This window comes from Variovorax sp. J22G73 (assembly GCF_030317035.1).
In the GTDB taxonomy this organism is placed as follows: Bacteria; Pseudomonadota; Gammaproteobacteria; order Burkholderiales; family Burkholderiaceae_C; genus Variovorax.
The window spans coordinates 81,113-100,326 of record NZ_JASZYK010000002.1; the positions used below are offsets into that span (position 1 = coordinate 81,113).

Consider the following 19,214-nt stretch of genomic DNA (forward strand, 5'->3'; position numbering starts at 1 on the left):
ACGCTCAGGACGCACGCGGAATCTCCAGCGGCGTGCGCTCGCGGTCGATGGCCACCGACGCGGCGTTGCGCGGGTCGTAGCGCAGGTGCACGATCTTCATCGGCTCCTGGAAGCGCGGCACCAGCGCGTCTTCGATGAAGGTGCGGATCGACGCGGTGCGCGGCGTGCCGGCGGCGTCGGCGTAGTCCACCTCGAGCACCACGGCGCACACCGTCTGCCCGCGCGAGCCGGCGCGGGTCATGTTGTCGGGGTGCATGCGAAAGCTGCGCAGCACGCCGTCGGCCGGCTGGCCCTGGCCCGCCGTGGCCAGCGACCTCCATAGCGCCTGCTCGGCCGTGTACAGCCGGTTTTCGCGCCGCATGTAGCCGACCGCGCCGATGGCGCACACGATCACCACCGTCATGACGACCGCGAAGACCCCCCACATCAGCGTTTCCCACTCAGGCATCGGGTCCTTCACATCACGATATGCATGGCCTGCGCATAGGTCGCGAGGCCGTCCATGTAGAAACGCAGCGCGGCCTTGGCGACTTCGGTGGCCTTGTTGGTGATGTCGATGCCCTTGTTGGCGATCTTGAAGGTGATGAAGTCCACCTTCAGCACCGCGTACTGCGAGTTGACGCCGTAGAACTGCTGGCGCACGCCCCAGAAGTCGAGCGACAACCCCACCGCGCCGAAGCGAAACCCCGCGCCGCCCGCGCGCGCCAGCCGCCAGTCGCTGCTCTTGGCGTAGTTGTTGGTGTAGCTGACCGAGTTGTTCGTGTAGCTCACCGCCAGGTTGTTGTAGGTGTTCGACGTCGTGTTGTAGACGTTGGTGTTGATGACGTGCTGCGTCGTGTTGTGGATGTGGTTCGTGGTGTTGAAGGTCACGTCCGGCGAGGTGTGCACGGTCGGGCCCGTCACGGTGGTGGTCGAGGGGCCGTTCACCAGCACGGTGTTCGAGGTGTCGATGGTGTCGTTGCGCCCGTCGCTCACGAAGCGCACCTCTTTTCCGTCGATGGTGCCGTGGTAGCCGCCGGTGATGGCCGAGTCGACACCGCCGGTGATGGTGTCCTTCAGCCCGCCGCTGAGCACGCGGGTCTTGCCGCCCGAGATGGTCTGGCTCACGCCGCCCGTCACCGTTTCGGTGAAGCCGCCGGTCACGCTGCGGGTGTCGCCGCCGGTGATGCTTTCCTTGGCGCCGGCGGTGATGTCGCGCGTTTCGCCGCTCTGGTAGGTGGCCGATTCGTGGCCCTTGATGAGCGTGGTGCGGGTGCCGTCGGTGGTGTGGGTTTCGTCGGCTTCCACCTCGACGTCGAGGTTGCGCTCGGCGTGCAGCAGGATCTGCTCGGCGCCCGCGCGGTCCTCGAAGCGCAGCATGTTGGCCTGGTTGGCCGCGCCGCCGCTGCTGGAGCGCGTGAGGATGCCGCTGGCCGTGGCGTTGTCCGGCAGCTCCCAGGGCGGCATCTGGTCGCTGTTGTAGACGCGGCCGGTGATGAGGGGCCGGTCGGGCTCGCCGCCGATGAAGTCGACGATCACCTCCTGGCCCACGCGCGGCATGTGCATGGTGCCGAAGTTGGCGCCAGCCCAGTTGCTGGACACGCGCACCCAGCAGGAGCTGTTCTCGTCGGACTGGCCGTAGCGGTCCCAGCGAAACTGCAGCTTCACGCGGCCGAAGCGGTCGGTCCAGATTTCTTCGGGGCCGACCACCGTGGCGGTTTGCGGGCCGTTGGTGCGCGGGCGCGGCGTGGTGCGCGCGGGGCGGTAGACCACGCTGGAAGGCAGCACGCTGAAGTCGAACTCGCACACCGATTCGCTGCTGCCGCCCGAGGAGTACTCGGGCTCCTGCAGGTCGTAGCGCGTTTCAATGACCAGGTACTCGCGGTTGTCCGACTCGCGCGGGCAGTGCGTCATCTCGAACAGGTAGCCCGGCGCCATGCCGACGACGTTGGTGTGGCCCGCCGCCAGCTCGTGCGCGCACTGCAGCTCCTGCAGGCGAATGCGCGCGTAGCTGTCGCCCTGCTGGTGCTCGGTGTAGCCGCCGAGCCATTCGTACACCTCGTAGCTCGAGTGGTCGTGCGGCTTGGGGTCTTGCTGCACGCTTTGCAGCGAGGCGCGCGACTTCTTGAAGTCGAAGTCGTCGAGCATCACGCGGCCCGAGGTGATCTGCTCGGCCACGCGCCAGCGGTCGATACAGGGCTCCAGCGCGTTCAGCACGCGGTCGCGCGGGCGGTAGGGAATGCTGGCGTGGCCGGGCAGGGGCGTGTAGCTGCCGGTGTCGTCGGCCAGCACCAGCAGGTGCGTGCCGTTGCCGTGCTCGAAGTGGTAGGCGATGCCTTCGTGCTCCATGAGGCGGCTCGCGAAGGCGAAGTCGCTCTCCTGGTACTGCACGCAGAACTCCCAGGCGGGGTAGCTGCCCGAAAGGCGCTTCTCGAACTGGAAGCCGTACTTGCCCAGCACCTCGTCGAGCACCTCGGGCACGCTCTTGTTCTGGAAGATGCGGCTGTCGGTGGTGCGCGTGAGGTACCACAGCCACGGCTGCACCAGCGCGCGGTAGATGTAGTGGCGGCCGGTTTCGTTGGCGCGGCCCACCAGCTCGAAGCGCACCACGGTGCCGTTCAGGAAGCGCGGGCCGGCCTCGTCGGCCAGTTCCATGGTCAGCGACGTGCCCAGCAGCTGCTTCAGGTCGAGGCTGAAGCTGGTGCTGACCATGTCCACCTCGAACTCGAAGAGCTGCGAGAGCCCTTCGCGTCCCCGCATGGCGCGGAACTTGAGCTGCTCGGCGCTCAGGACGGTGTGGACTTGAACGGTGCGCGGCATGCGGAACTCCCCCTGACCCTGTGGGCTTTCGCGGGTGCGAAGCCTTTCAGGGCAGTCTAGAAATTCCTCATGTCATCGGGATGACTCGCAAGGCGTAGAAGAAGCCCTTACACGCGTGCATGCCCGCACGGCCGCATGGCCGCACGCTCGCAGGCTCACATGGACGCTTCGAGCATCGCCTTGTAGTCGTCGCGCGTGGCCAGCCGCGGATTGGTCTTGTGGCAGTGGTCGGCCATGGCGCCGTCGATGACCTTCTCGAACAGCGCGGGCGTCACGCCCACCTCGGCCAGGCCCTTGGGCAGGCCCAGGCGCGCGTTCATGTCGCGAATGGCATCGCCCAGGTCGCCGGCGGAGTCCAGGTGCATGGCCTGTGCCATGCGTTGCAGGCGCTGCTCCTTCTGCACCGACTCGGCACCCGCGTTGAAGTGGATCACCGCGGGCAGGAACAGGGCGTTGAGCGTGCCGTGGTGCAGCCGCGGATCGACCCCGCCCAGGCTGTGGCTCAGCGAATGCACGCAGCCCAGGCCCTTCTGGAAGGCCATCGCGCCTTGCATCGACGCGCTCATGAGGTTCAGGCGCGCCTCGCGGTCGCTGCCGTCCTTGGTCGCGCGTTCGATGTGGCCCCAGGCGCGCTCCAGCCCGTCGAGGCCGATGCCGTCGGCCGGCGGGTTGAACGCGGCCGACATGAAGGTTTCCATGCAGTGCGCAATGGCGTCCATGCCGGTCGCGGCCGTGAGCTTGGGCGGCAGGCCCAGCGTGAGCTCGGGGTCGCAGATGGCGGCCTTGGGCATCAGGAACCAGCTGTGGAAGCCCAGCTTGCGGTGGTCGTCCACGATGACGATGGCGCCGCGCGCCACCTCGCTGCCGGTGCCGCTGGTGGTGGGCACTGCGATGAGCGGCACCACGCGCTCGGTGATCCTGGGAGACCCGCCTTCGATGGTGGCGTAGGTCTTCAGCGGGCCTTCGTGCGTGGCCGCGATGGCCACGCCCTTGGCGCAGTCGATGGCCGAGCCGCCACCCACCGCGATGAGCCCGTCGCAGCGGCCGCTGCGGTACAGCTCGACGGCCGCGCGCACCGCGGCTTCGGTCGGGTTGGAGGGCGTCTGGTCGAACACCGACACCTCGAGATCGGCGATGGCATCGAGCGCTTTCTGCAGCACGCCGGCCGCGCGCACGCCCGCGTCGGTGACGATCAGCGGGCGGTTGATGCCGATGCGCGCGCACTCGCTGGACAGCAGCTTGATGGCGCCGAATTCGAACTGGATCTGGGTGAGGTACTGGATGAGGGCCATGGGGTGTGGGGTGCTCCGGAATGCATGGGGAATGCTGGGGGCAGTACGATTGCCGACCAGCCAAATCTAACAAGAGCGAGCCGTCTTGCACACGAAAGAAACCCTTGCCGCTGTCGCGCCCGCAACACCCCGCGCTGTGCCGTCCAGCCCGCGCCTCACACCGAAGATGGCCAGCGTGGTCGAACGCATGGCGCGCGCCGGCCATCCGCCGCTCGACCAGCTGACGCCTGACGAAGCGAAGGCGTCCTACGAGAAAGGCGCGGGCGTGCTCGAGGTGCCCAAGCCCGCGTTGGCACGCATAGAAGACTTCAACATCGCCGCGCGAGACGGCACCGCGCTGCCCGCGCGGCTGTACGCGCCTTCGAACGAAGCGCTGCCCGTGCTCGTGTACTTTCATGGTGGCGGCTTCACCGTCGGCAACATCCGCACGCACGACACGCTGTGCCGCGTGCTGAGCCACAAGAGCGGCTGCGCGGTGGTGTCGGTGGACTACCGGCTGGCACCGGCGCACAAGTTTCCGACCGCGTCGAACGACGCGTGGGATGCCTTCGAATTCATCGCGAAACAAGGTGCGAGCCTGGGCCTGGACCCGCGCCGCATGGCCGTGGGCGGCGACAGCGCGGGCGGCACGCTGGCGGCCGTGTGCGCCATCCTGGCGCGCGACGCGGGCCTGCCGCTGGCGCTGCAGATGCTGGTCTACCCCGGCACCACCGCGCACCAGGACACCGCCTCGCACGCGCGCCATGCCGACGGCCCGCTGCTGACGAAGGCCATGATCGATTTCTTCTTCGCGCAGTACGTGCGCACCGACGCCGACCGCGACGACTGGCGCTTTGCGCCGCTGCTGGCCGACGACGTCGACGGCGTGGCGCCCGCATGGATCTGCCTGGCCGAATGCGACCCGGTGGTCGACGAAGGCATCGCCTACGCCGACAAGCTGCGCGCCGCGGGCGTGCCGGTCGACCTGGAGATCTACCGCGGCGTGATCCACGAGTTCATCAAGATGGGCCGCGCGATTCCCGAGGCGCTGCAGGCGCACGACGATGCGGCGCGGGCGCTGCGCGAGGCGTTGCAGCCTTGAGCCTGTAGGCCGGGCCCGCGCCGCGTTCCCTTTTCCCTTTTTTTCAAAACCGTTCCGGAGACAAGAATGCAACGTAGCGATTTCCGCTTTTTTCACCGCCTGCGCGTGCGCTGGGCCGAAGTCGACATGCAGAAGATCGTGTTCAACGCGCACTACCTGATGTACTTCGACACCGCCATCTCCGACTACTGGCGCGCGCTCGCGTTGCCGTACGAGGAAGCGATGCAGTCGCTGGGCGGCGACCTGTACGTGCGCAAGGCCACCATCGACTTTCGCGGCTCGGCGCGCATGGACGACATGATCGACGTGGGCATGCGCTGCGTGCGCGTCGGCACGTCGTCGATGGTGTTCGAGGGCGGGCTGTTCCGGCAAGACCAGTTCCTGGTCGGCTGCGAGCTGGTCTACGTGTTTGCCGACCCGGCCACGCAGACCTCGAAGCCGGTGCCGCAGGTGCTGCGCGACGTGCTCACCGGCTACGAGGCCGGCGAGCCGATGCGCACGGTGGAAACGGGCGCGTGGTCCGCGCTGGGCGACGGCGCGGGCGCGCTGCGGCGCGCGGTGTTCATCGAGGAGCAGAACATTCCCGAATCGATGGAATGGGACGAACACGACGCGGTCGTGCTGCACGCGGTGGCGCGCAACCGGCTGGGGCAGGTCATTGCCACGGGGCGGCTGCTGCACGCGGAAGACGGGGTGTCGCACATCGGGCGCATGGCGGTGCACCGCAACCTGCGCAGCGGCGGCCATGGGGCCGCGGTGGTGCGTGTGCTGGAAGAAGCCGCGCAGGCGCGCGGCGACCGCGAAGTGGCGTTGAACGCTCAGCGCAGCGCCGAGCGCTTCTATGCGCGGCTCGGCTACGCGGTGCATGGCGAGCCCTTCGAGGAAGCCGGCATCCCGCACATCGAGATGCGGCGCGCGTTGCGCTGAAACCGACCACTTCGAACTTCGATAGCGTCAATAGCGCGGCGGCGGGTCGGGCACGTAGCCCGTGTCGGAGCCGGGGAACGCGGAAGGGCCCGTCGGACGCGGCCAGCGCGGCGGCGGTGGCGGCACCGGGATCACGCCCGCGGCGACCAGGTTCTCGCGGCTGTCGTAACGGATGCGCACCACCTCGTCGGGCGACGACTGCGCGCGCTCGAAGGTGGTCTTGCCGACGTACGAAGTCTCGCGGCGGCCGTGTGCGGTGCCCAGGCTGGGAGCCGGGCGGGCGAGCCTGCCGGCCGGGGCTTCGGCGGCGGCGGCGCTCTCTGCCGGTGCGGACTTTGCGCGCGCATCGCCCATCGACGACGACTCGCTGCGGCGCTCGCGCTCGCCGTATTCGTCGCGGCGCGGATACGGGGTGACGGGCGCCACAGGTGGCGGCGCAGGCGGCTCGGCCACGCGCTCGCGGAACATGGCCACGCCGATCACACCCACGTCGTCGGGCCGGCCGGTGCGGCTGGCGTACGAGTTGCCGGCCGCGGCGAACTCGAAGGCCGCGATCTGCGAGTCGCTCTTGCGCCAGCCAGTGATGTCGCTGCGCTCGCGCGGGCCGTACACGTAGCCGTTCTGGCCCACGCCGGCGGTTTCGCCGGTGAGCACGTTGACGCCGTCCACCGACATCACGGCCATGACGCGTTCGCCCACCGCATTGCGTGCCCGGATGGCGTAGCGCGCGCCAGGGCGACCGGCCACCCAGTATTCGCCGCGATGGAAGTACAGCGGCAGCTCGGCGCCGGTGCCGCGGTCGACCACGCTGATCTGCATGAGCGAGCCGATGCGGCCCGAAGGTTGAAGCTGGGGCTGCGCCCAGGCCGGCAGGGCCGAGGCCGCGGCCAGGGCGCCCAGGGCCAGTGCGGTGGTCGAAAAGAATCTGCGCTTCATGGTGTCTTCCTTGCCGGGAGTGGATCGATGCAGGCTTCTACGGACCAGCATCGGCAGCAGGGTTAAACGTCGCGCAAAAAAATGGCGCCATCTTTTCGATGGCGCCATGCGGCCCGTTGAACTGGGTGTCAGTGGGCGATTCTTGAGGAGGGCCTCAGATGTCTTCGAGCAGTGCGTAGGGCAGCGGCTCGACCTGCAGCACAGGCCCGTCGGCCGCGCCGGCACGCAGGCCGCCGGCCTCGAGCGCCGAGATCTGCATGGAAATGAGCGCGGCCCAGCCGCCGCCCGGGGCCGAAGCGGCCTGCGCGACGGTGCCCACGGGTTGCTCGGCGTCGTTGGCGGCGAACACTTCCTGGCCGGCGGCCAGGGGCGCGTCGGCCTGCACGAGGTAGGTGCGGCGCTTCAGCGTGCCGCGGAACTGGCTGCGCGCCACCACTTCCTGGCCGGGGTAGCAGCCCTTCTTGAAGTTGACGCCGCCCACCGACTCGTAGTTGATCATCTGCGGCACGAAGGCGTCGATGACCGGCGTGGTCAGCGTGACGATGCCGCTGCGCACCTCGCTCCATTGCCACAGTTGCAGGTCGAGCGCCGGGCCGACGGGCGCGGGCAGGCCGGCCGGCGCGATCCACAGCGCGCGGGGCACCCCGTCGGCCGGGTAGAGGGACACCACGCTCACCTCGTCACTCACCTCGCCACCCACAGCAGTGCGCTTGCCGGGCAGGGCGGCGGCGTCGAGCCCGTTGGCGGGGAGGGCGGTGCCGGCCAGGCCGTACACCGCGTACTGCTCGGTGGCGTCGGTCAGCTTGACCTTGGCGCGCAGCACATACATGGACAGGCGCTTGAGCGTGGCGGCCAGGATGTCGCGGCTGCACACCAGCAGGATGAGTTCGGGTTGCGGCTTGATGCCGATGAAACTTGCAATCACACGGCCCTTGGCGGTGCACAGCGCGGCCAGCCGGGCGTCGGCGTTGCCGAGCAGGGAGAAGTCCTGCGTGAGCTGGCCGTGCAGGAAGCTGGCGGCATCGGGCCCTTCGGCGCGGATCACGCCGAGCGGGCCTGACATGCCAGACAAGGAAGTGGCGGTAACGCCATTGAGTACGACTGTGGTCATCGCTGAATTATCATGGCCGGGCCTGTTCCTTCGGGACGGCAGGGCCTGATGCCCCGCGGCCCGCAGGGCCACCGTTCGTTCTCGGTCTTCTTCCCACATTCCTCTCCACATCGGACTCGTGCGCAGCTTTTTCCTCACGCTTTTCCTGCTCGCCGCCCTGGTCGCGCTCGCGCTCGGCGGGGCCGGGCTCTGGTGGGTGCACCAGCCGCTCAAGCTGCCGGCGCCCAGCGTCGACCTGTCGGTCGAGCCCGGCACCACGCCGCGCGGCATCGCGCAGGCCGTGGCCGACACGGGCGTCGCCGTGCAGCCGCAGCTGCTCTATTGGTGGTTCCGCGTGTCGGGCCAGGACCGGCAGATGCGCGCCGGCAGCTACGAGCTGGAGCCGGGCGTCACACCCAAGCTGCTGCTCAACATCCTGGTGCGCGGCGAGGAAGCCACGCGCAGCCTGGTGCTGGTCGAGGGGTGGAACTTTCGCCAGGTGCGCGCCGCGCTGGCCAAGGCCGACCAGCTCAAGCCCGACAGCGTCGGCCTGAGCGACCAGGACCTGATGACCAAGCTCGGCAAGCCGGGCATGCACCCGGAAGGGCGCTTCTTTCCGGACACCTACACCTACTCGAAGGGCTCGACCGACGTCGCCCTGCTTCAGCGCGCCATGCGGGCCATGGACAAGAAGCTGGAAGCCGCCTGGGCCGCCCGCGCCTCCGACCTGCCGTTGAAATCGGCCGATGAGGCGCTAATTTTGGCCAGCATTGTCGAAAAGGAGACAGGCAAGGCGAACGACCGCGCGGAAATCGCGGCCGTGTTCACCAATCGCCTGCGCATCGGCATGCCGCTGCAGACCGACCCGACCGTCATCTACGGCTTGGGCGCGGGCTTTGACGGCAACCTGCGCAAGAAAGACCTGCAGGCCGACACGCCCTGGAACACCTACACGCGCGGCGGCCTGCCGCCCACGCCGATTTCGATGCCCGGCAAGGCGGCGCTGCTGGCGGCCGTGCAGCCGGCGCAAAGCAAATCGCTGTATTTCGTTTCTCGCGGCGACGGCACCAGCCAGTTCAGCAGCTCGCTCGACGACCACAACCGCGCAGTCAACCGCTACCAGCGAGGCGGCGGCGACCCCAAAACCAAGGCGACCCAATGAGTGGTAATTCAGGCCGCGACACCGCACCAAGACTGTTCCTGACGCTGGAAGGCATCGACGGCGCGGGCAAGTCCAGCCACCTCGATGCGCTCGAGGCGCTGTTTCGCGCGCAGGGCCGCGCGGTGGTGCGCACGCGCGAACCCGGCGGCACCGCGCTGGCCGAAATGCTGCGCGGGCTGGTGCTGGAGCAGCCGATGGACCCGCTGACCGAGTCGCTGCTGGTGTTCGCCGCGCGGCGCGACCACATCGTGCAGGTCATCGAGCCGGCGCTGCTGCGCGGCGACGTGGTGCTGTGCGACCGGTTCACCGACGCCACCTTCGCCTACCAGGGCGCGGGCCGCGGTTTTGACGACGGCGTGCTGGCCACGCTGGAGCAATGGGTGCAGGCGGGCAGGGCGGGGCGCCCTGCCACGGTGCTGCTGCAGCCGCACATCACGCTGTGGTTCGACCTGGCACCCGCCATTGCCGCGCAGCGGCTGGCCGGAGCGCGCGTGCCCGACAAGTTCGAGTCGCAGCCGGTCGAGTTCTTCAGCCGTGTCGCGCAGGGCTATGCGGCGCGGGCCGCCGCGGACGCGCAGCGCTTCGTGCGCATCGACGCCAGCCAGGCGCGGGACCAGGTCTGGCAACAGGTCGAGACCGCGCTGGTGGCACGCGGCGTGCTCGGAGGCACGCCACGATGAGCGGAACGACGAGTGCTCCCATGCTGTCCCCCTGGCTGCGCCAGCCGCTGGCCGAACTGCTGCGCCAGCGCGGCCACGCCTGGCTGTTGCAAGGCCCCTCGGGCATCGGCCAGTACGAACTGGCGCTGGCGCTGGCCTCCGCCTGGCTGTGCGAGCAGCCGACGCAGGAAGGCACGGCCTGCGGCCACTGCGCCAGCTGCCACGCCATCGAGGTTCGCACCCACGCCGACCTGTGCGTGCTGATGCCCGAAGTCGCCATGCAGGAACTCGGCTGGCCGCTCGACGAGAAGGCGCAGTCGGACATCGACGACAAGAAGCGCAAGGCCAGCCGCGAGATTCGCGTCGAGGCGATGCGCGACGCGGTCGGCTTCGCCCAGCGCACCAGCGCGCGCGGCCGCGGCAAGGTGGTGCTGGTGTACCCGGCCGAGCGCATGAACAACATCACCGCGAACGCCCTGCTGAAGACGCTCGAGGAGCCGGTCGGCGACGTGCGCTTCGTGCTCGCCAGTGAAGCCGCGTGGCAGTTGCTGCCGACCATTCGCAGCCGCTGCCTGGGCTTCACACTGCCGTGGCCCGAGACCGCCGAGGCCGAGGCTTGGCTGGCCGCGCACGGCGTGCCGGCCGCGGATGCATCGGCCCTGTTGCGTGCCGCCGGCGGCCGCCCCAGCGACGCCTTGCGGCTGGCGCGCTCGGGGCAGTCGCCCAAGGCGTGGTCGTTGCTGCCCAAGGCCATGAGCCGCGGCGACGTGGGCGCGCTGGCCGACCATGCGCCGGCCCAGGCCGTGGGCGCGCTGCAGAAGCTCTGCCACGACCTGATGGCCATCGGCCACGGCGCCGAACCCCGTTTCTTCGAGGCGGCCGACCTGCCGGCGGCGCCGTCGCGGCTGGCGCTGGCGCGCTGGTCGAAGTCGCTGGCAAGCGCCGCGCGCACCGCCGAGCACCCGTTCAACGCGGGCCTGATGCTGGAAGCGCTTGTGAGCGAGGCGCGAACCACCCTAAACTCTGCCGCTCGTCGCCCATGAACCAACCTGTCGCCCCCGCAGCCCCCGCCCCGTCGCCCGCCCGGCCGAGCGTGATCCAGCTCGCCATCAAGGAAAAGGGCGCGCTGTACGCGGCGTACATCCCGTTGTTCGCGGAGGGCGGCATCTTCATTCCGACCTCGCGCGAGTACCGGCTCGGCGACGACGTGTACGTGCTGCTCACGCTGCCCGAAGACCCGCAGCGCTATCCGGTGGCCGGCAAGGTCGCCTGGATCACGCCGCCGCGCGCCGCCGGCAACCGGGCGCCCGGCGTGGGCATCCGCTTTCCGTCGGACGAAAAATCGCGCCAGCTGAAGGCGCGCATCGAAGCCGCGCTCGGCGGCTCGATGGCCTCCGACCGGCCCACCCAAACCATTTGATGCTTCCGGCGTCCTCGTGACGCGGAACTCCGTTCACGGCGCCATCTCCCACAGGAGCGAGCGCCGCAGCTCGCCATTTCCGATGTTCACAGACTCCCACTGCCACCTCACGTTCCCCGAGTTCGCCGACCAGATGCCGCAGATTCGCGCCGCCATGGCGGCCGCGCAGGTCGACCGGGCCCTTTGCATCTGCACCAAGCTCGAGGAGTTCGACGACGTGCAGGCGCTGGCCGCCAGCTACGACAACTTCTGGGCCAGCGTGGGCGTGCACCCCGACAACGAAGACATTGCCGAGCCCAGCGTCGAAGACCTGGTGCGGCTCGCCGCCCGGCCGCGGGTGGTCGCCATCGGCGAAACAGGGCTGGACTACTACCAGATGGAAGAACGCAAGGGCGGGCGCAGCATTTCGGACATGGAATGGCAGCGCGACCGCTTTCGCGTGCACATCCACGCAGCCCGGCAGACGCGCAAGCCGCTGATCATCCACACCCGCGAGGCCTCGGCCGACACGCTTGCGATATTGAAGGAGGAGGGCGAAGACGCCTCCCCCGGTTCTGCCGGCGGCGTGTTCCATTGCTTCACCGAGACCGCCGAGGTCGCGCGGGCCGCGCTGGACCTGGGTTTCTACATTTCGTTCTCGGGCATCCTGACCTTCAAGAAAGCGCAGGATCTGCGCGACGTGGCGGCTTTCGTGCCGCTGGACCGCATGCTGATCGAAACCGACAGCCCGTACCTGGCGCCGGTGCCGTACCGTGGCAAGACCAACAACCCGTCGTACGTGCCGTATGTGGCGCAGCAGATCGCCGAGCTGCGAAAGATGCCCGTGGAGGCCATCGCCAAGGCCACGAGCGACAACTTCGACAACCTGTTCAGGGACATCAAATGATGAAAAACTACTTCAAGACATCGGTCTATCTGCTTGTCGCAGCTGCATCTTTTGCAGCGCATGCAGGCTCTTTCGACGACTTTTTCAGGGCTGTGCGCGGCGACAACGCGAGCGGCGTGCGCACCCTGCTGCAGCGCGGTTTCGATCCGAACACGCTCGACGAACATGGGCAAACCGGCCTGCTGATCGCGCTGCGCGAGCCGTCGCCGAAGGTGATCCAGGTGCTGATCGATTCACCGCAGACCAACGTCGACCTGGCCAACCCCAAGGACGAAACGCCGCTGATGCTGGCGGCCATCAAGGGCCAGCAAGACCTGGTGAACCAGTTGCTCAAGCGCGATGCCGCCGTCAACAAGACCGGCTGGACGCCGCTGCATTACGCCGCGACGAGCGGGCAACTGACGATCATGAAGGTGCTGCTCGACAACTACGCGTTCATCGATGCGCAATCGCCCAACGGTTCCACGCCGCTGATGATGGCGGCGATGTACGGGTCGAGCGAAGCCGTGAAGCTGCTGCTGGCCGAAGGTGCGGACACGACGATGAAGAACCAGCTGGGCATGACGGCGGTTGATTTCGCGAACAAGGCGAACCGGTCGGAAGCTGCGTCGTTGATCACGCAAGCGGAAGCTGCGAGGGCCAATGCGCCGAAGCCTGTGCCGAAGGATGGCAAGTGGTGAGATTTGGGAACCTGCTCAAACTCAACACAATGATGATTATGTTAAATTGACTATTCATATTCCAGCCTGATTGCCAGAAGCAGCCTTCCCCGACGAAGGCCGCTTCGCTCAACCGCCTCCCTAAGGAATGCTCCGCGCCACCACCCCCAGGTCTCTCCAGGCCTGCGGATGGCAACTCAGGATCAGTATCTGGTGCCGCGTCGCAGCGTCGTACAGCACGCGCTTCATCTGACCCAGGCGCTCCTCGTCGGTGTGCACCAGCGCGTCGTCCAGGATCAGCAGCGTCGGCTTGTTCGCTTCCTTGAGCAGATCGGCATACGCCAGCCGCGCGACGACACCCATCTGTTCCCGCGCGCCCACGCTCAGCTCCTCGAAAGCACCGCTTTGCGCGCCGCGCAGCCCGGGACGCGTGATGCGACCTGGTGACAGGTCGTCACCGACTTCGACCTGCGCGCCCGGAAACAGAATCTGCAGGTAGTGGTCCAGGTGCTTCTGCAAGGGCGCGCGCAGCCGCCGCGCCAAGGCCGAGCGTTTCTCGCGCAGCAGCTTCAGCAGATGGTCCAGCGCCTTGGCGTGCCGATCGAGTTCCGCGCAGCGCCTTGCGACGTGGTCGAGTTCGCGCTGCTTTTCCGACGCGATTTCTTCCTGCCCCAGCGCACCCTTCGTCTCCAGCTCGACTTCGAGCCGCGTGATCTCGTTGGCCCGCTGGCTGTGCGCTGACTCGGCCTGACGCGCGCTGCGCTCCAGACGCTCCACGTCCTGCGCGAGCACCGGCAAGTTGACGGTCTGCAGCTGCAGCGCCAGGTCGCCGGCCTTTTGCTCGATGGCCGATTGCTGGGCCAGCGCATCGGTCAGCGCCTCGCTGGCTTCGCGCTTGCGGCCGGCGCGCATCGGGTCGGCCAGCGTGGCGCGGACCGCGGCCAGTTCGTCTTCGGCCGCCTTGACCTGTTCACGGGCATTGCCGGCCTGCACCTTGGCGTCGTTGAGGGCCGAGGAGGCCGCTTCCAGCGCGGCGCGTGCGGCGCCCTCCTCCGCTTCGGCTTGCGCGGCCGATGGCACTGCCGTGGCGTCTGCCGGCGCCATGGTCAGAAGCAATGCCTTCGCCTCGGCCAGTCGCGCCTCACGCAAGGTCACGTCAGCCGCGAGCGCGCCCAGGCCCTTGGGGGCCAGCGCCGACAACACTGCCTCTGCCGCGCCGGCCTCGGCCTTTCGCAGCGCATGCAGCCGCGTGCGTTCCTCGACGGCGGCAACGTTGTCCGCGCGCAGGGCTTGCAGTTGGCTGGCGAGCGCGTCGCGGGCGCTGTCGCGCTCCACGCCCAGGCTTTCAAGGTCGGCGCCGCCCGGCAGCACCGTGATGCGTCCGACGCCCTCGATGTCGATCTCGGTCCGAGCGATGACGGTCTGTCGCGCCGAGCCCGCCACCTCGGCGCCGCCCACGCGAACCCGCGCACCGGGCTGCAGTTCGAAGGCCAGCGCGGTCGACACCGCATCGAGCCGGGCCTGCGCCGTGCGCAGCATGTCGGCGGTGCGTTGCAGCCGCTTCAGGTCGCCGTCGGGCACGGCCAGGGCTTGCGCGTCGGCCTGCAGGCGGGTGACCTTGTCTTGCTCGCCCTTGGCTTTGTCCAGGCTTCGCGCCAGCCCGGCGAGCTGCTCGGCCAGGCTTTCGACAGCCTCTTGCTGCGCGACACGCGACGCGGCCTGGCGCGCCAGCCGCAGGCTGTTGCGCGCGCCGGCGTCGGCCAGCGCCGCGGCCGCGTGGCGCGGCTCCCAGGCCTGCAGCTCGACCAGCGCCTTCTCGAGGCCCAGCCTGACGGCTTCGAGGTTTTTCTCGCGCTGCGCGACCGTGGCTTCCTCGCGTTCCATCGCCTGGAGTTGTGTGCGCCACGACGCCACCTGCGCGGCCACCTGCTTCAACGCCGCGTCCTGCGCGGCCTTGCGCTCGGCCAGGCCCTTGCCGTCGTTCAGCCGCTGTTGCGCCAGCGTGAGCTGCTCGCGCAGCGCCACCCAGGGCCGCGCCGCGTCGTCGCGCTGGTGCTCGCGCCGCAGCCCCGACAGCCGGTCGACCCCCGAACGGTAAGCCTCGATGTCCGCATGCAGGCGCGCCAGTTCGCCTTCGAGGTCCGCGCGCAGCTTGATCGCCTCCGCGAACGCGCCCTTGGGAGCGCCGCTGGCGGGCGTCAGCAGCTCGTTGCGCTCTGTTTCGACCGCCTTCAGCACCGCGTCGCCCTGGCTCGAAGCCAGCTCGCCCAGCGATTCGCCGAGCGCGTTGCGCAGGTGATCGCTGGCGAAGCCGACGGCGTTCGATATGTCGTGCGAGGTGCCCTGCTTGATCCACAGCAGCCCCGGAATGCCCATGTGCTCCGGTGCGCTCGCGCCCTTGCTCGGAAAGCGAAAACCCAGCAGCGCCGCCAAGTGGTCTTCGGCCACGGCGCCGTCCATGGCCTTGCCGTCGATGACGAGCTCGCAGCGCTTCTTGCCGAGAAAGGCCTTGGTGAGCTTGCAGGGCTTGCCGTCGAGTTCGAAGTCGAGCTCGACCGTGGGCGTGACCGAGCTTTCGCCCCAGGGCCGCAGGTGCTCGACCACGTTCGAGCGATGGCGCTCGAAGAACGCGGCGCGAATCGCCTCGGCGATGGTCGACTTGCCCGATTCGTTCGGCGCAGCGAACAGGTTCAGCCCGTCCGTGAAACCGGTGATTTCGAGCGGCGCGCGAAACAGCTTGAAGTTCTCGATGCGAAGGCGTTGCAGCTTCATGCGCCGGCCCCCGTGCGCGCGGCTTGCGCGTCGAGGATGCGCGCCAGCGTCAGCAGCGCGTCGCGTGCCAGCTCGGCGTCGGCATCGCCTTGCTGCGCGCGCAGGTCTTGCAGCGCCTCGCCCACGAAACCGTCGGCGTGCAGCGCCTGGATGTCTTCTTCCGTCGGCTCCAGCCGCAGCGCTTCGCCGTCCCACACCAGCGCGCGGGCGCGGGCGCGTGCCGCATCGAGCGCGGCGACGAGCTTGTTGTGCCCGCCCAGGTCGCAGGAGCCGACCGCGCGCAGTTGCAGCACGTCGTGGCCCCCGACCTGTTCCAGCTTTTCCACCAGTTCGTCGATGTCCGATGCCACCGCGAGCCGGGGTTCCAGCTGCTGCCAGGTGAACTGGCCCGTGCGGACCGGTTCCACCTCGGGCACCGCGCCGGCGCCCGCGATCGACACCAGCAGCGCCTGCCCCGAATCGTTGGCGCGAAAGCGGTCGGTCTCGGGCGTGCCGGCGTACCAGGTGCGCTCGTCGATCTGCCGGGTGCCGTGCCAGTCGCCCAGCGCCAGGTAGTCGAGACCGGCCTCCCCTGCCCGGCCCGCGGCAATCGGGTTGGCCGAGTCGATGTCGTCCGAAAGAATGCCCTGCACGCAGCCGTGCGCCAGGCCGATGCGCGGCAAGGCGTTGCCGTCGGGTGTGTTGCCCTCGGAAGCACCTTCGTTCGGCGCGGTGACGAACCAGTCGGTGAGGTCGCCATAGGTGTGGCGCTGCGTGAGCGGCGCGGGCAGCAGCACGAACTTGCCGGCCACGGTGTGCGGCCTGGGCTCCAGGCAGCACACCACGTTGGCGGGCACGGCGCCCAGCCTTTGCGCCCGGCTCCACACCGATTCGCTCAGCGCCGAATCGTGGTTGCCCGGAATCAGCAGCCACGGGCCGCTGAAGCCCTGCATGGCGTTGAACATGCGCCGGATGGTCTTGTCGGACACGGTCTGCAGGTCGAACACATCGCCCGCGACCAGCACGGCGTCGACATGTCGTTCGGCCGCGATGCCGGCCAGCCGCTCGACCACCTTGAAGCGCGCCTCGAACAGCGCCGCGGCGTCGTCGGGCTCGAACTGCGAGAACACGCGGCCTGTTTGCCAGTCCGCGGTATGGAGCAAAGAAATCATGCGTGGCCCTCCCTTTGCCTCTCGCGTCTTCTCAAAACAGCGAGCATCTTAGAGGGCAAGGAGAACGACTTTGCCGGACGACCCTGAGGAAATGACGCGAGCAGGCCGCGCCAAGAGACCGCGAAAGCCTCAGGTGCGCGGCGCGGCGCCCGAAGCGCACTCCTGCACCAGCGCGGCCGACTGCGTGACCTGCTCGGCGATCTGGTCCCTCATGCGCTGTGCGTCGCGGCCGGCCGGCCCCTGCAGCAGCCAAAGCGCCATGACTGCCAGGGCGAAGCCGCCGATGACGAACATCCAGTGCGTGAGTTCCATGTAGGCCCCTTCTGACAGAGTGAGGGCCGGAGTCTGCGCATTTCGCGGGCTGCGCGGTATCACCAATTCGGGGGATGCCTTTCGTGGGATGCGATGAATGCCACCGAGGGGCCGCGTGCTCAGCGTGCAGTCAGGTACTGCCTCGGATCCACGGCGTTGCCGCGGTAGCGGATCTCGAAGTGCAGCTTGGCCTTGTCGCCCTCGCCGCCGCCGATGTCGGCGATCTTCTGGCCGCGCTCCACGCGCTGCCCCTGCTTGACCAGCACCGTGCGCAGGTTGGTGTAGACCGACATGTACGCGCCGCCGTGGTCCACCATGACCACGCTGCCGTAGCCACGCAGCATCTCGGTGACCGCGACCTTGCCGGCGCCCATGGACACCACCGGGTCGCCGGGGTTGGCGGCAATGTCGATGCCCTTGTTGCTCGAGCCGTTGAAGCCCGCAATCACCTGCCCCGGCGCGGGCCAGCCCCAGTCGCTGCGGCGCGACGCGGGCGGTATCACCGTTTCGGGCTCGCGCGGGCGCGGTGGCCGGGCGCGATCGGCGCCAGCGCTGCGGGTCGGCGGCGAAGCCTCTGGCGAAGAGCCCGACGTGCCTGACGACTGAGCAGGCCCCGCGGCTGCGCCGCCCGGCGGCACCACGCGCAGCACCTGCCCTGCTTCCAGCTTGTCGGGGTCCTGCAGGTTGCTCCAGCGGGCGATGTCGCCGGCGGAGCGGCCGGTCCTGGAGGCGATGCGGTACAGCGTGTCGCCGGGCTGCACCACGTACTCGCCGGGGCCCGCCACCGGGGCCTTGGGCGAGGTGGAGCAAGCCGCCAGGGTCAATGCCGCGACCAGCGCGAGGGCTGCGCGCCAGTGGCTGCGCGTGTTCGCTGTCTTGCGTGTCTGGCTTGCGTGGCTTGCGTGGCTTGCCTGGCTTGCCTTGTAGGGATGGGGGATGCCTGCTGCTGTCACAACCACTGATGGAGTCCTTCCTGGATGACCTGGAGAGCGCGCCCCGCAAGGGGGCGCGCGTTCGAAGAATCCGGGGAGGCTACCAGCAGTCGCGGGCCGTCAAGCGCTCGAGCCCAGTCCAGCCCAGCGCTCGGCCAGGCAAACAGGTGTTCACGCCATCTCGTGCGCGCCGACCGTGCTCCCGGCATGGGCGGGCCGCGTCATGCGCATGCCGGCGGGCAGCCGTTCTTCACCGCCCTTCTTCGCGATGCACATCAGCGACAGCGCGCTCGCCGACGCGCCCGGGTCGCGGCCCGACAGCGCATTGCCCATGCGGTACTTCCAGTGCGCGGGGCCGACCTGCCCCTGGAGCGCATCGGCGCCGATCTGGTGGTTGTGCGCATGCACGCGCACGTCGAAGCCCAGCGGCGCCAGCGTCGAGGTGAAGAACTCGCGCGTCACGCCGTCGCCGGGCCGGTGATGGATCTCGGTGCGCAGCCCCCACGACTGCTGGCTGCCGGTCTTGTGGAAGCCGTGGCGCGTCACGCGGTACACCCACAGCCGCGCGTCCCACATGAACTTGGCCAGCCCCTTGTAGTCCCAGGCGGTCAGTTGCGGGTCGTGGTCGGTGATGAGCAGGCCCCCGGGCTTCACCAGCCGCGCGCCCTCGCGCAGCACCGCGTGCATGTCGTCGCAGTGGTGCAGCGACGCATTGATGACCACGATGTCGGCCACCTCCGAGCGAAACGGCGTGTGCGCCGCATCGGCCAGCACCGCCGTGTAGCCCTGTCGCGCCGCCAATTCCAGTGAGCCCGCCGCCACATCCACCCCCACCAGCAGCCTGGGCTTGCCGCCCAGGGTGGCGAACACGTTGCCGGGCCCGCACCCCAGGTCAATCACGGTCTTGCCCGTCCAGTCGCCGCCGGCGGCGAGCCAGCGGCTCCTGAAGTGCGCGTCGCGGTGACAAAAGTCCAGATACTCCTGCGCCCATCCCGCATTGCCGAAATAAGTGGCATTGGCGCGCAGGCCTTCCGAATTATTCGGTATATGCCATTCGCAATAGAGATCGCGGCTTTGAAGCACTACGCCGGGTAATAGGATGTCGCTGAGCATGTCGGACCCTCCAATGAATTGGA

General features: G+C 68.8%; 18 protein-coding genes. 8 read left to right on the plus strand and 10 right to left on the minus strand.

The window, feature by feature from the left end; translation table 11 throughout:
* Positions 1-4 precede the first annotated feature (4 nt).
* The 3 genes from QTI51_RS08315 to gbd all read right to left on the minus strand — a co-directional run bounded on the left by QTI51_RS08315 (position 5) and on the right by gbd (position 4,091).
* Complete coding sequence (locus tag QTI51_RS08315; RefSeq protein WP_116907751.1) at positions 5-448, minus strand: hypothetical protein; 444 nt, start codon at positions 446-448, stop codon at positions 5-7.
* A gap of 8 nt (positions 449-456) precedes the next feature.
* The gene (locus tag QTI51_RS08320; RefSeq protein ID WP_116907750.1) at positions 457-2,799 is read right to left on the minus strand and encodes a type VI secretion system Vgr family protein; all 2,343 of its coding nucleotides are present in this window, start codon (positions 2,797-2,799) and stop codon (positions 457-459) included.
* 155 nt (positions 2,800-2,954) lie between these two features.
* A complete protein-coding gene (gbd, locus tag QTI51_RS08325; protein WP_116907749.1) occupies positions 2,955-4,091 on the minus strand; it encodes a 4-hydroxybutyrate dehydrogenase in 1,137 nt (378 codons plus the stop codon).
* A 166-nt stretch (positions 4,092-4,257) separates the two neighbouring features.
* Here gbd and QTI51_RS08330 point away from each other — a divergent pair, with 166 nt between their 5' ends.
* Together QTI51_RS08330 and QTI51_RS08335 are read left to right on the plus strand one after the other, a co-directional pair.
* Entirely contained in the window at positions 4,258-5,172 is a 915-nt protein-coding gene (locus QTI51_RS08330) for an alpha/beta hydrolase (protein WP_286515988.1), read from the plus strand.
* 66 nt (positions 5,173-5,238) lie between these two features.
* Positions 5,239-6,099 (plus strand): YbgC/FadM family acyl-CoA thioesterase, encoded by an 861-nt coding sequence (locus QTI51_RS08335; RefSeq protein ID WP_116907747.1) that lies wholly within the window; start codon positions 5,239-5,241, stop codon positions 6,097-6,099.
* 27 nt (positions 6,100-6,126) lie between these two features.
* Here the strand turns inward: QTI51_RS08335 and QTI51_RS08340 are convergent, their stop codons facing one another.
* The gene (locus tag QTI51_RS08340) at positions 6,127-7,035 is read right to left on the minus strand and encodes a hypothetical protein (RefSeq protein WP_116907746.1); all 909 of its coding nucleotides are present in this window, start codon (positions 7,033-7,035) and stop codon (positions 6,127-6,129) included.
* A 154-nt stretch (positions 7,036-7,189) separates the two neighbouring features.
* Positions 7,190-8,146, minus strand: coding sequence for a CAF17-like 4Fe-4S cluster assembly/insertion protein YgfZ (gene ygfZ, locus QTI51_RS08345; RefSeq protein WP_116907745.1), 957 nt, complete (start codon positions 8,144-8,146; stop codon positions 7,190-7,192).
* A gap of 118 nt (positions 8,147-8,264) precedes the next feature.
* On the opposite strand from ygfZ, the gene mltG reads away from it, so the two are divergent.
* The 6 genes from mltG to QTI51_RS08375 all read left to right on the plus strand — a co-directional run bounded on the left by mltG (position 8,265) and on the right by QTI51_RS08375 (position 12,932).
* Positions 8,265-9,287, plus strand: coding sequence for an endolytic transglycosylase MltG (gene mltG / locus QTI51_RS08350; RefSeq protein ID WP_116907744.1), 1,023 nt, complete (start codon positions 8,265-8,267; stop codon positions 9,285-9,287).
* Positions 9,284-9,967 (plus strand): dTMP kinase, encoded by a 684-nt coding sequence (gene tmk / locus QTI51_RS08355; RefSeq protein ID WP_116907743.1) that lies wholly within the window; start codon positions 9,284-9,286, stop codon positions 9,965-9,967. Before mltG ends, tmk begins: the two co-directional genes overlap by 4 nt.
* Before the next feature lie 20 nt (positions 9,968-9,987).
* Positions 9,988-10,989, plus strand: coding sequence for a DNA polymerase III delta subunit-related protein (locus tag QTI51_RS08360; protein ID WP_116907742.1), 1,002 nt, complete (start codon positions 9,988-9,990; stop codon positions 10,987-10,989).
* Positions 10,986-11,366 (plus strand): PilZ domain-containing protein, encoded by a 381-nt coding sequence (locus QTI51_RS08365; protein ID WP_116907741.1) that lies wholly within the window; start codon positions 10,986-10,988, stop codon positions 11,364-11,366. Before QTI51_RS08360 ends, QTI51_RS08365 begins: the two co-directional genes overlap by 4 nt.
* 82 nt (positions 11,367-11,448) lie before the next feature.
* Positions 11,449-12,252 (plus strand): TatD family hydrolase, encoded by an 804-nt coding sequence (locus QTI51_RS08370; RefSeq protein WP_116907740.1) that lies wholly within the window; start codon positions 11,449-11,451, stop codon positions 12,250-12,252.
* Positions 12,252-12,932 (plus strand): ankyrin repeat domain-containing protein, encoded by a 681-nt coding sequence (locus tag QTI51_RS08375; RefSeq protein ID WP_116907739.1) that lies wholly within the window; start codon positions 12,252-12,254, stop codon positions 12,930-12,932. The genes QTI51_RS08370 and QTI51_RS08375 overlap by 1 nt, the downstream gene beginning before the upstream one ends.
* Before the next feature lie 120 nt (positions 12,933-13,052).
* On the opposite strand, the gene QTI51_RS08380 is transcribed toward QTI51_RS08375, so the two are convergent.
* The 5 genes from QTI51_RS08380 to QTI51_RS08400 all read right to left on the minus strand — a co-directional run bounded on the left by QTI51_RS08380 (position 13,053) and on the right by QTI51_RS08400 (position 19,191).
* Positions 13,053-15,683, minus strand: a complete 2,631-nt coding sequence (locus QTI51_RS08380; RefSeq protein ID WP_116907738.1) for an AAA family ATPase — start codon at positions 15,681-15,683, stop codon at positions 13,053-13,055.
* Positions 15,680-16,834, minus strand: coding sequence for a metallophosphoesterase family protein (locus QTI51_RS08385; RefSeq protein ID WP_116907737.1), 1,155 nt, complete (start codon positions 16,832-16,834; stop codon positions 15,680-15,682). The genes QTI51_RS08380 and QTI51_RS08385 overlap by 4 nt, the downstream gene beginning before the upstream one ends.
* A 129-nt stretch (positions 16,835-16,963) precedes the next feature.
* On the minus strand, positions 16,964-17,146 hold the full coding sequence (locus QTI51_RS08390) for a hypothetical protein (RefSeq protein ID WP_116907736.1): 183 nt from the start codon (positions 17,144-17,146) through the stop codon (positions 16,964-16,966).
* 119 nt (positions 17,147-17,265) lie between these two features.
* On the minus strand, positions 17,266-18,105 hold the full coding sequence (locus tag QTI51_RS08395; protein ID WP_286515965.1) for a peptidoglycan DD-metalloendopeptidase family protein: 840 nt from the start codon (positions 18,103-18,105) through the stop codon (positions 17,266-17,268).
* A 144-nt stretch (positions 18,106-18,249) separates the two neighbouring features.
* The gene (locus QTI51_RS08400; RefSeq protein WP_116907735.1) at positions 18,250-19,191 is read right to left on the minus strand and encodes a class I SAM-dependent methyltransferase; all 942 of its coding nucleotides are present in this window, start codon (positions 19,189-19,191) and stop codon (positions 18,250-18,252) included.
* Positions 19,192-19,214 lie beyond the last annotated feature (23 nt).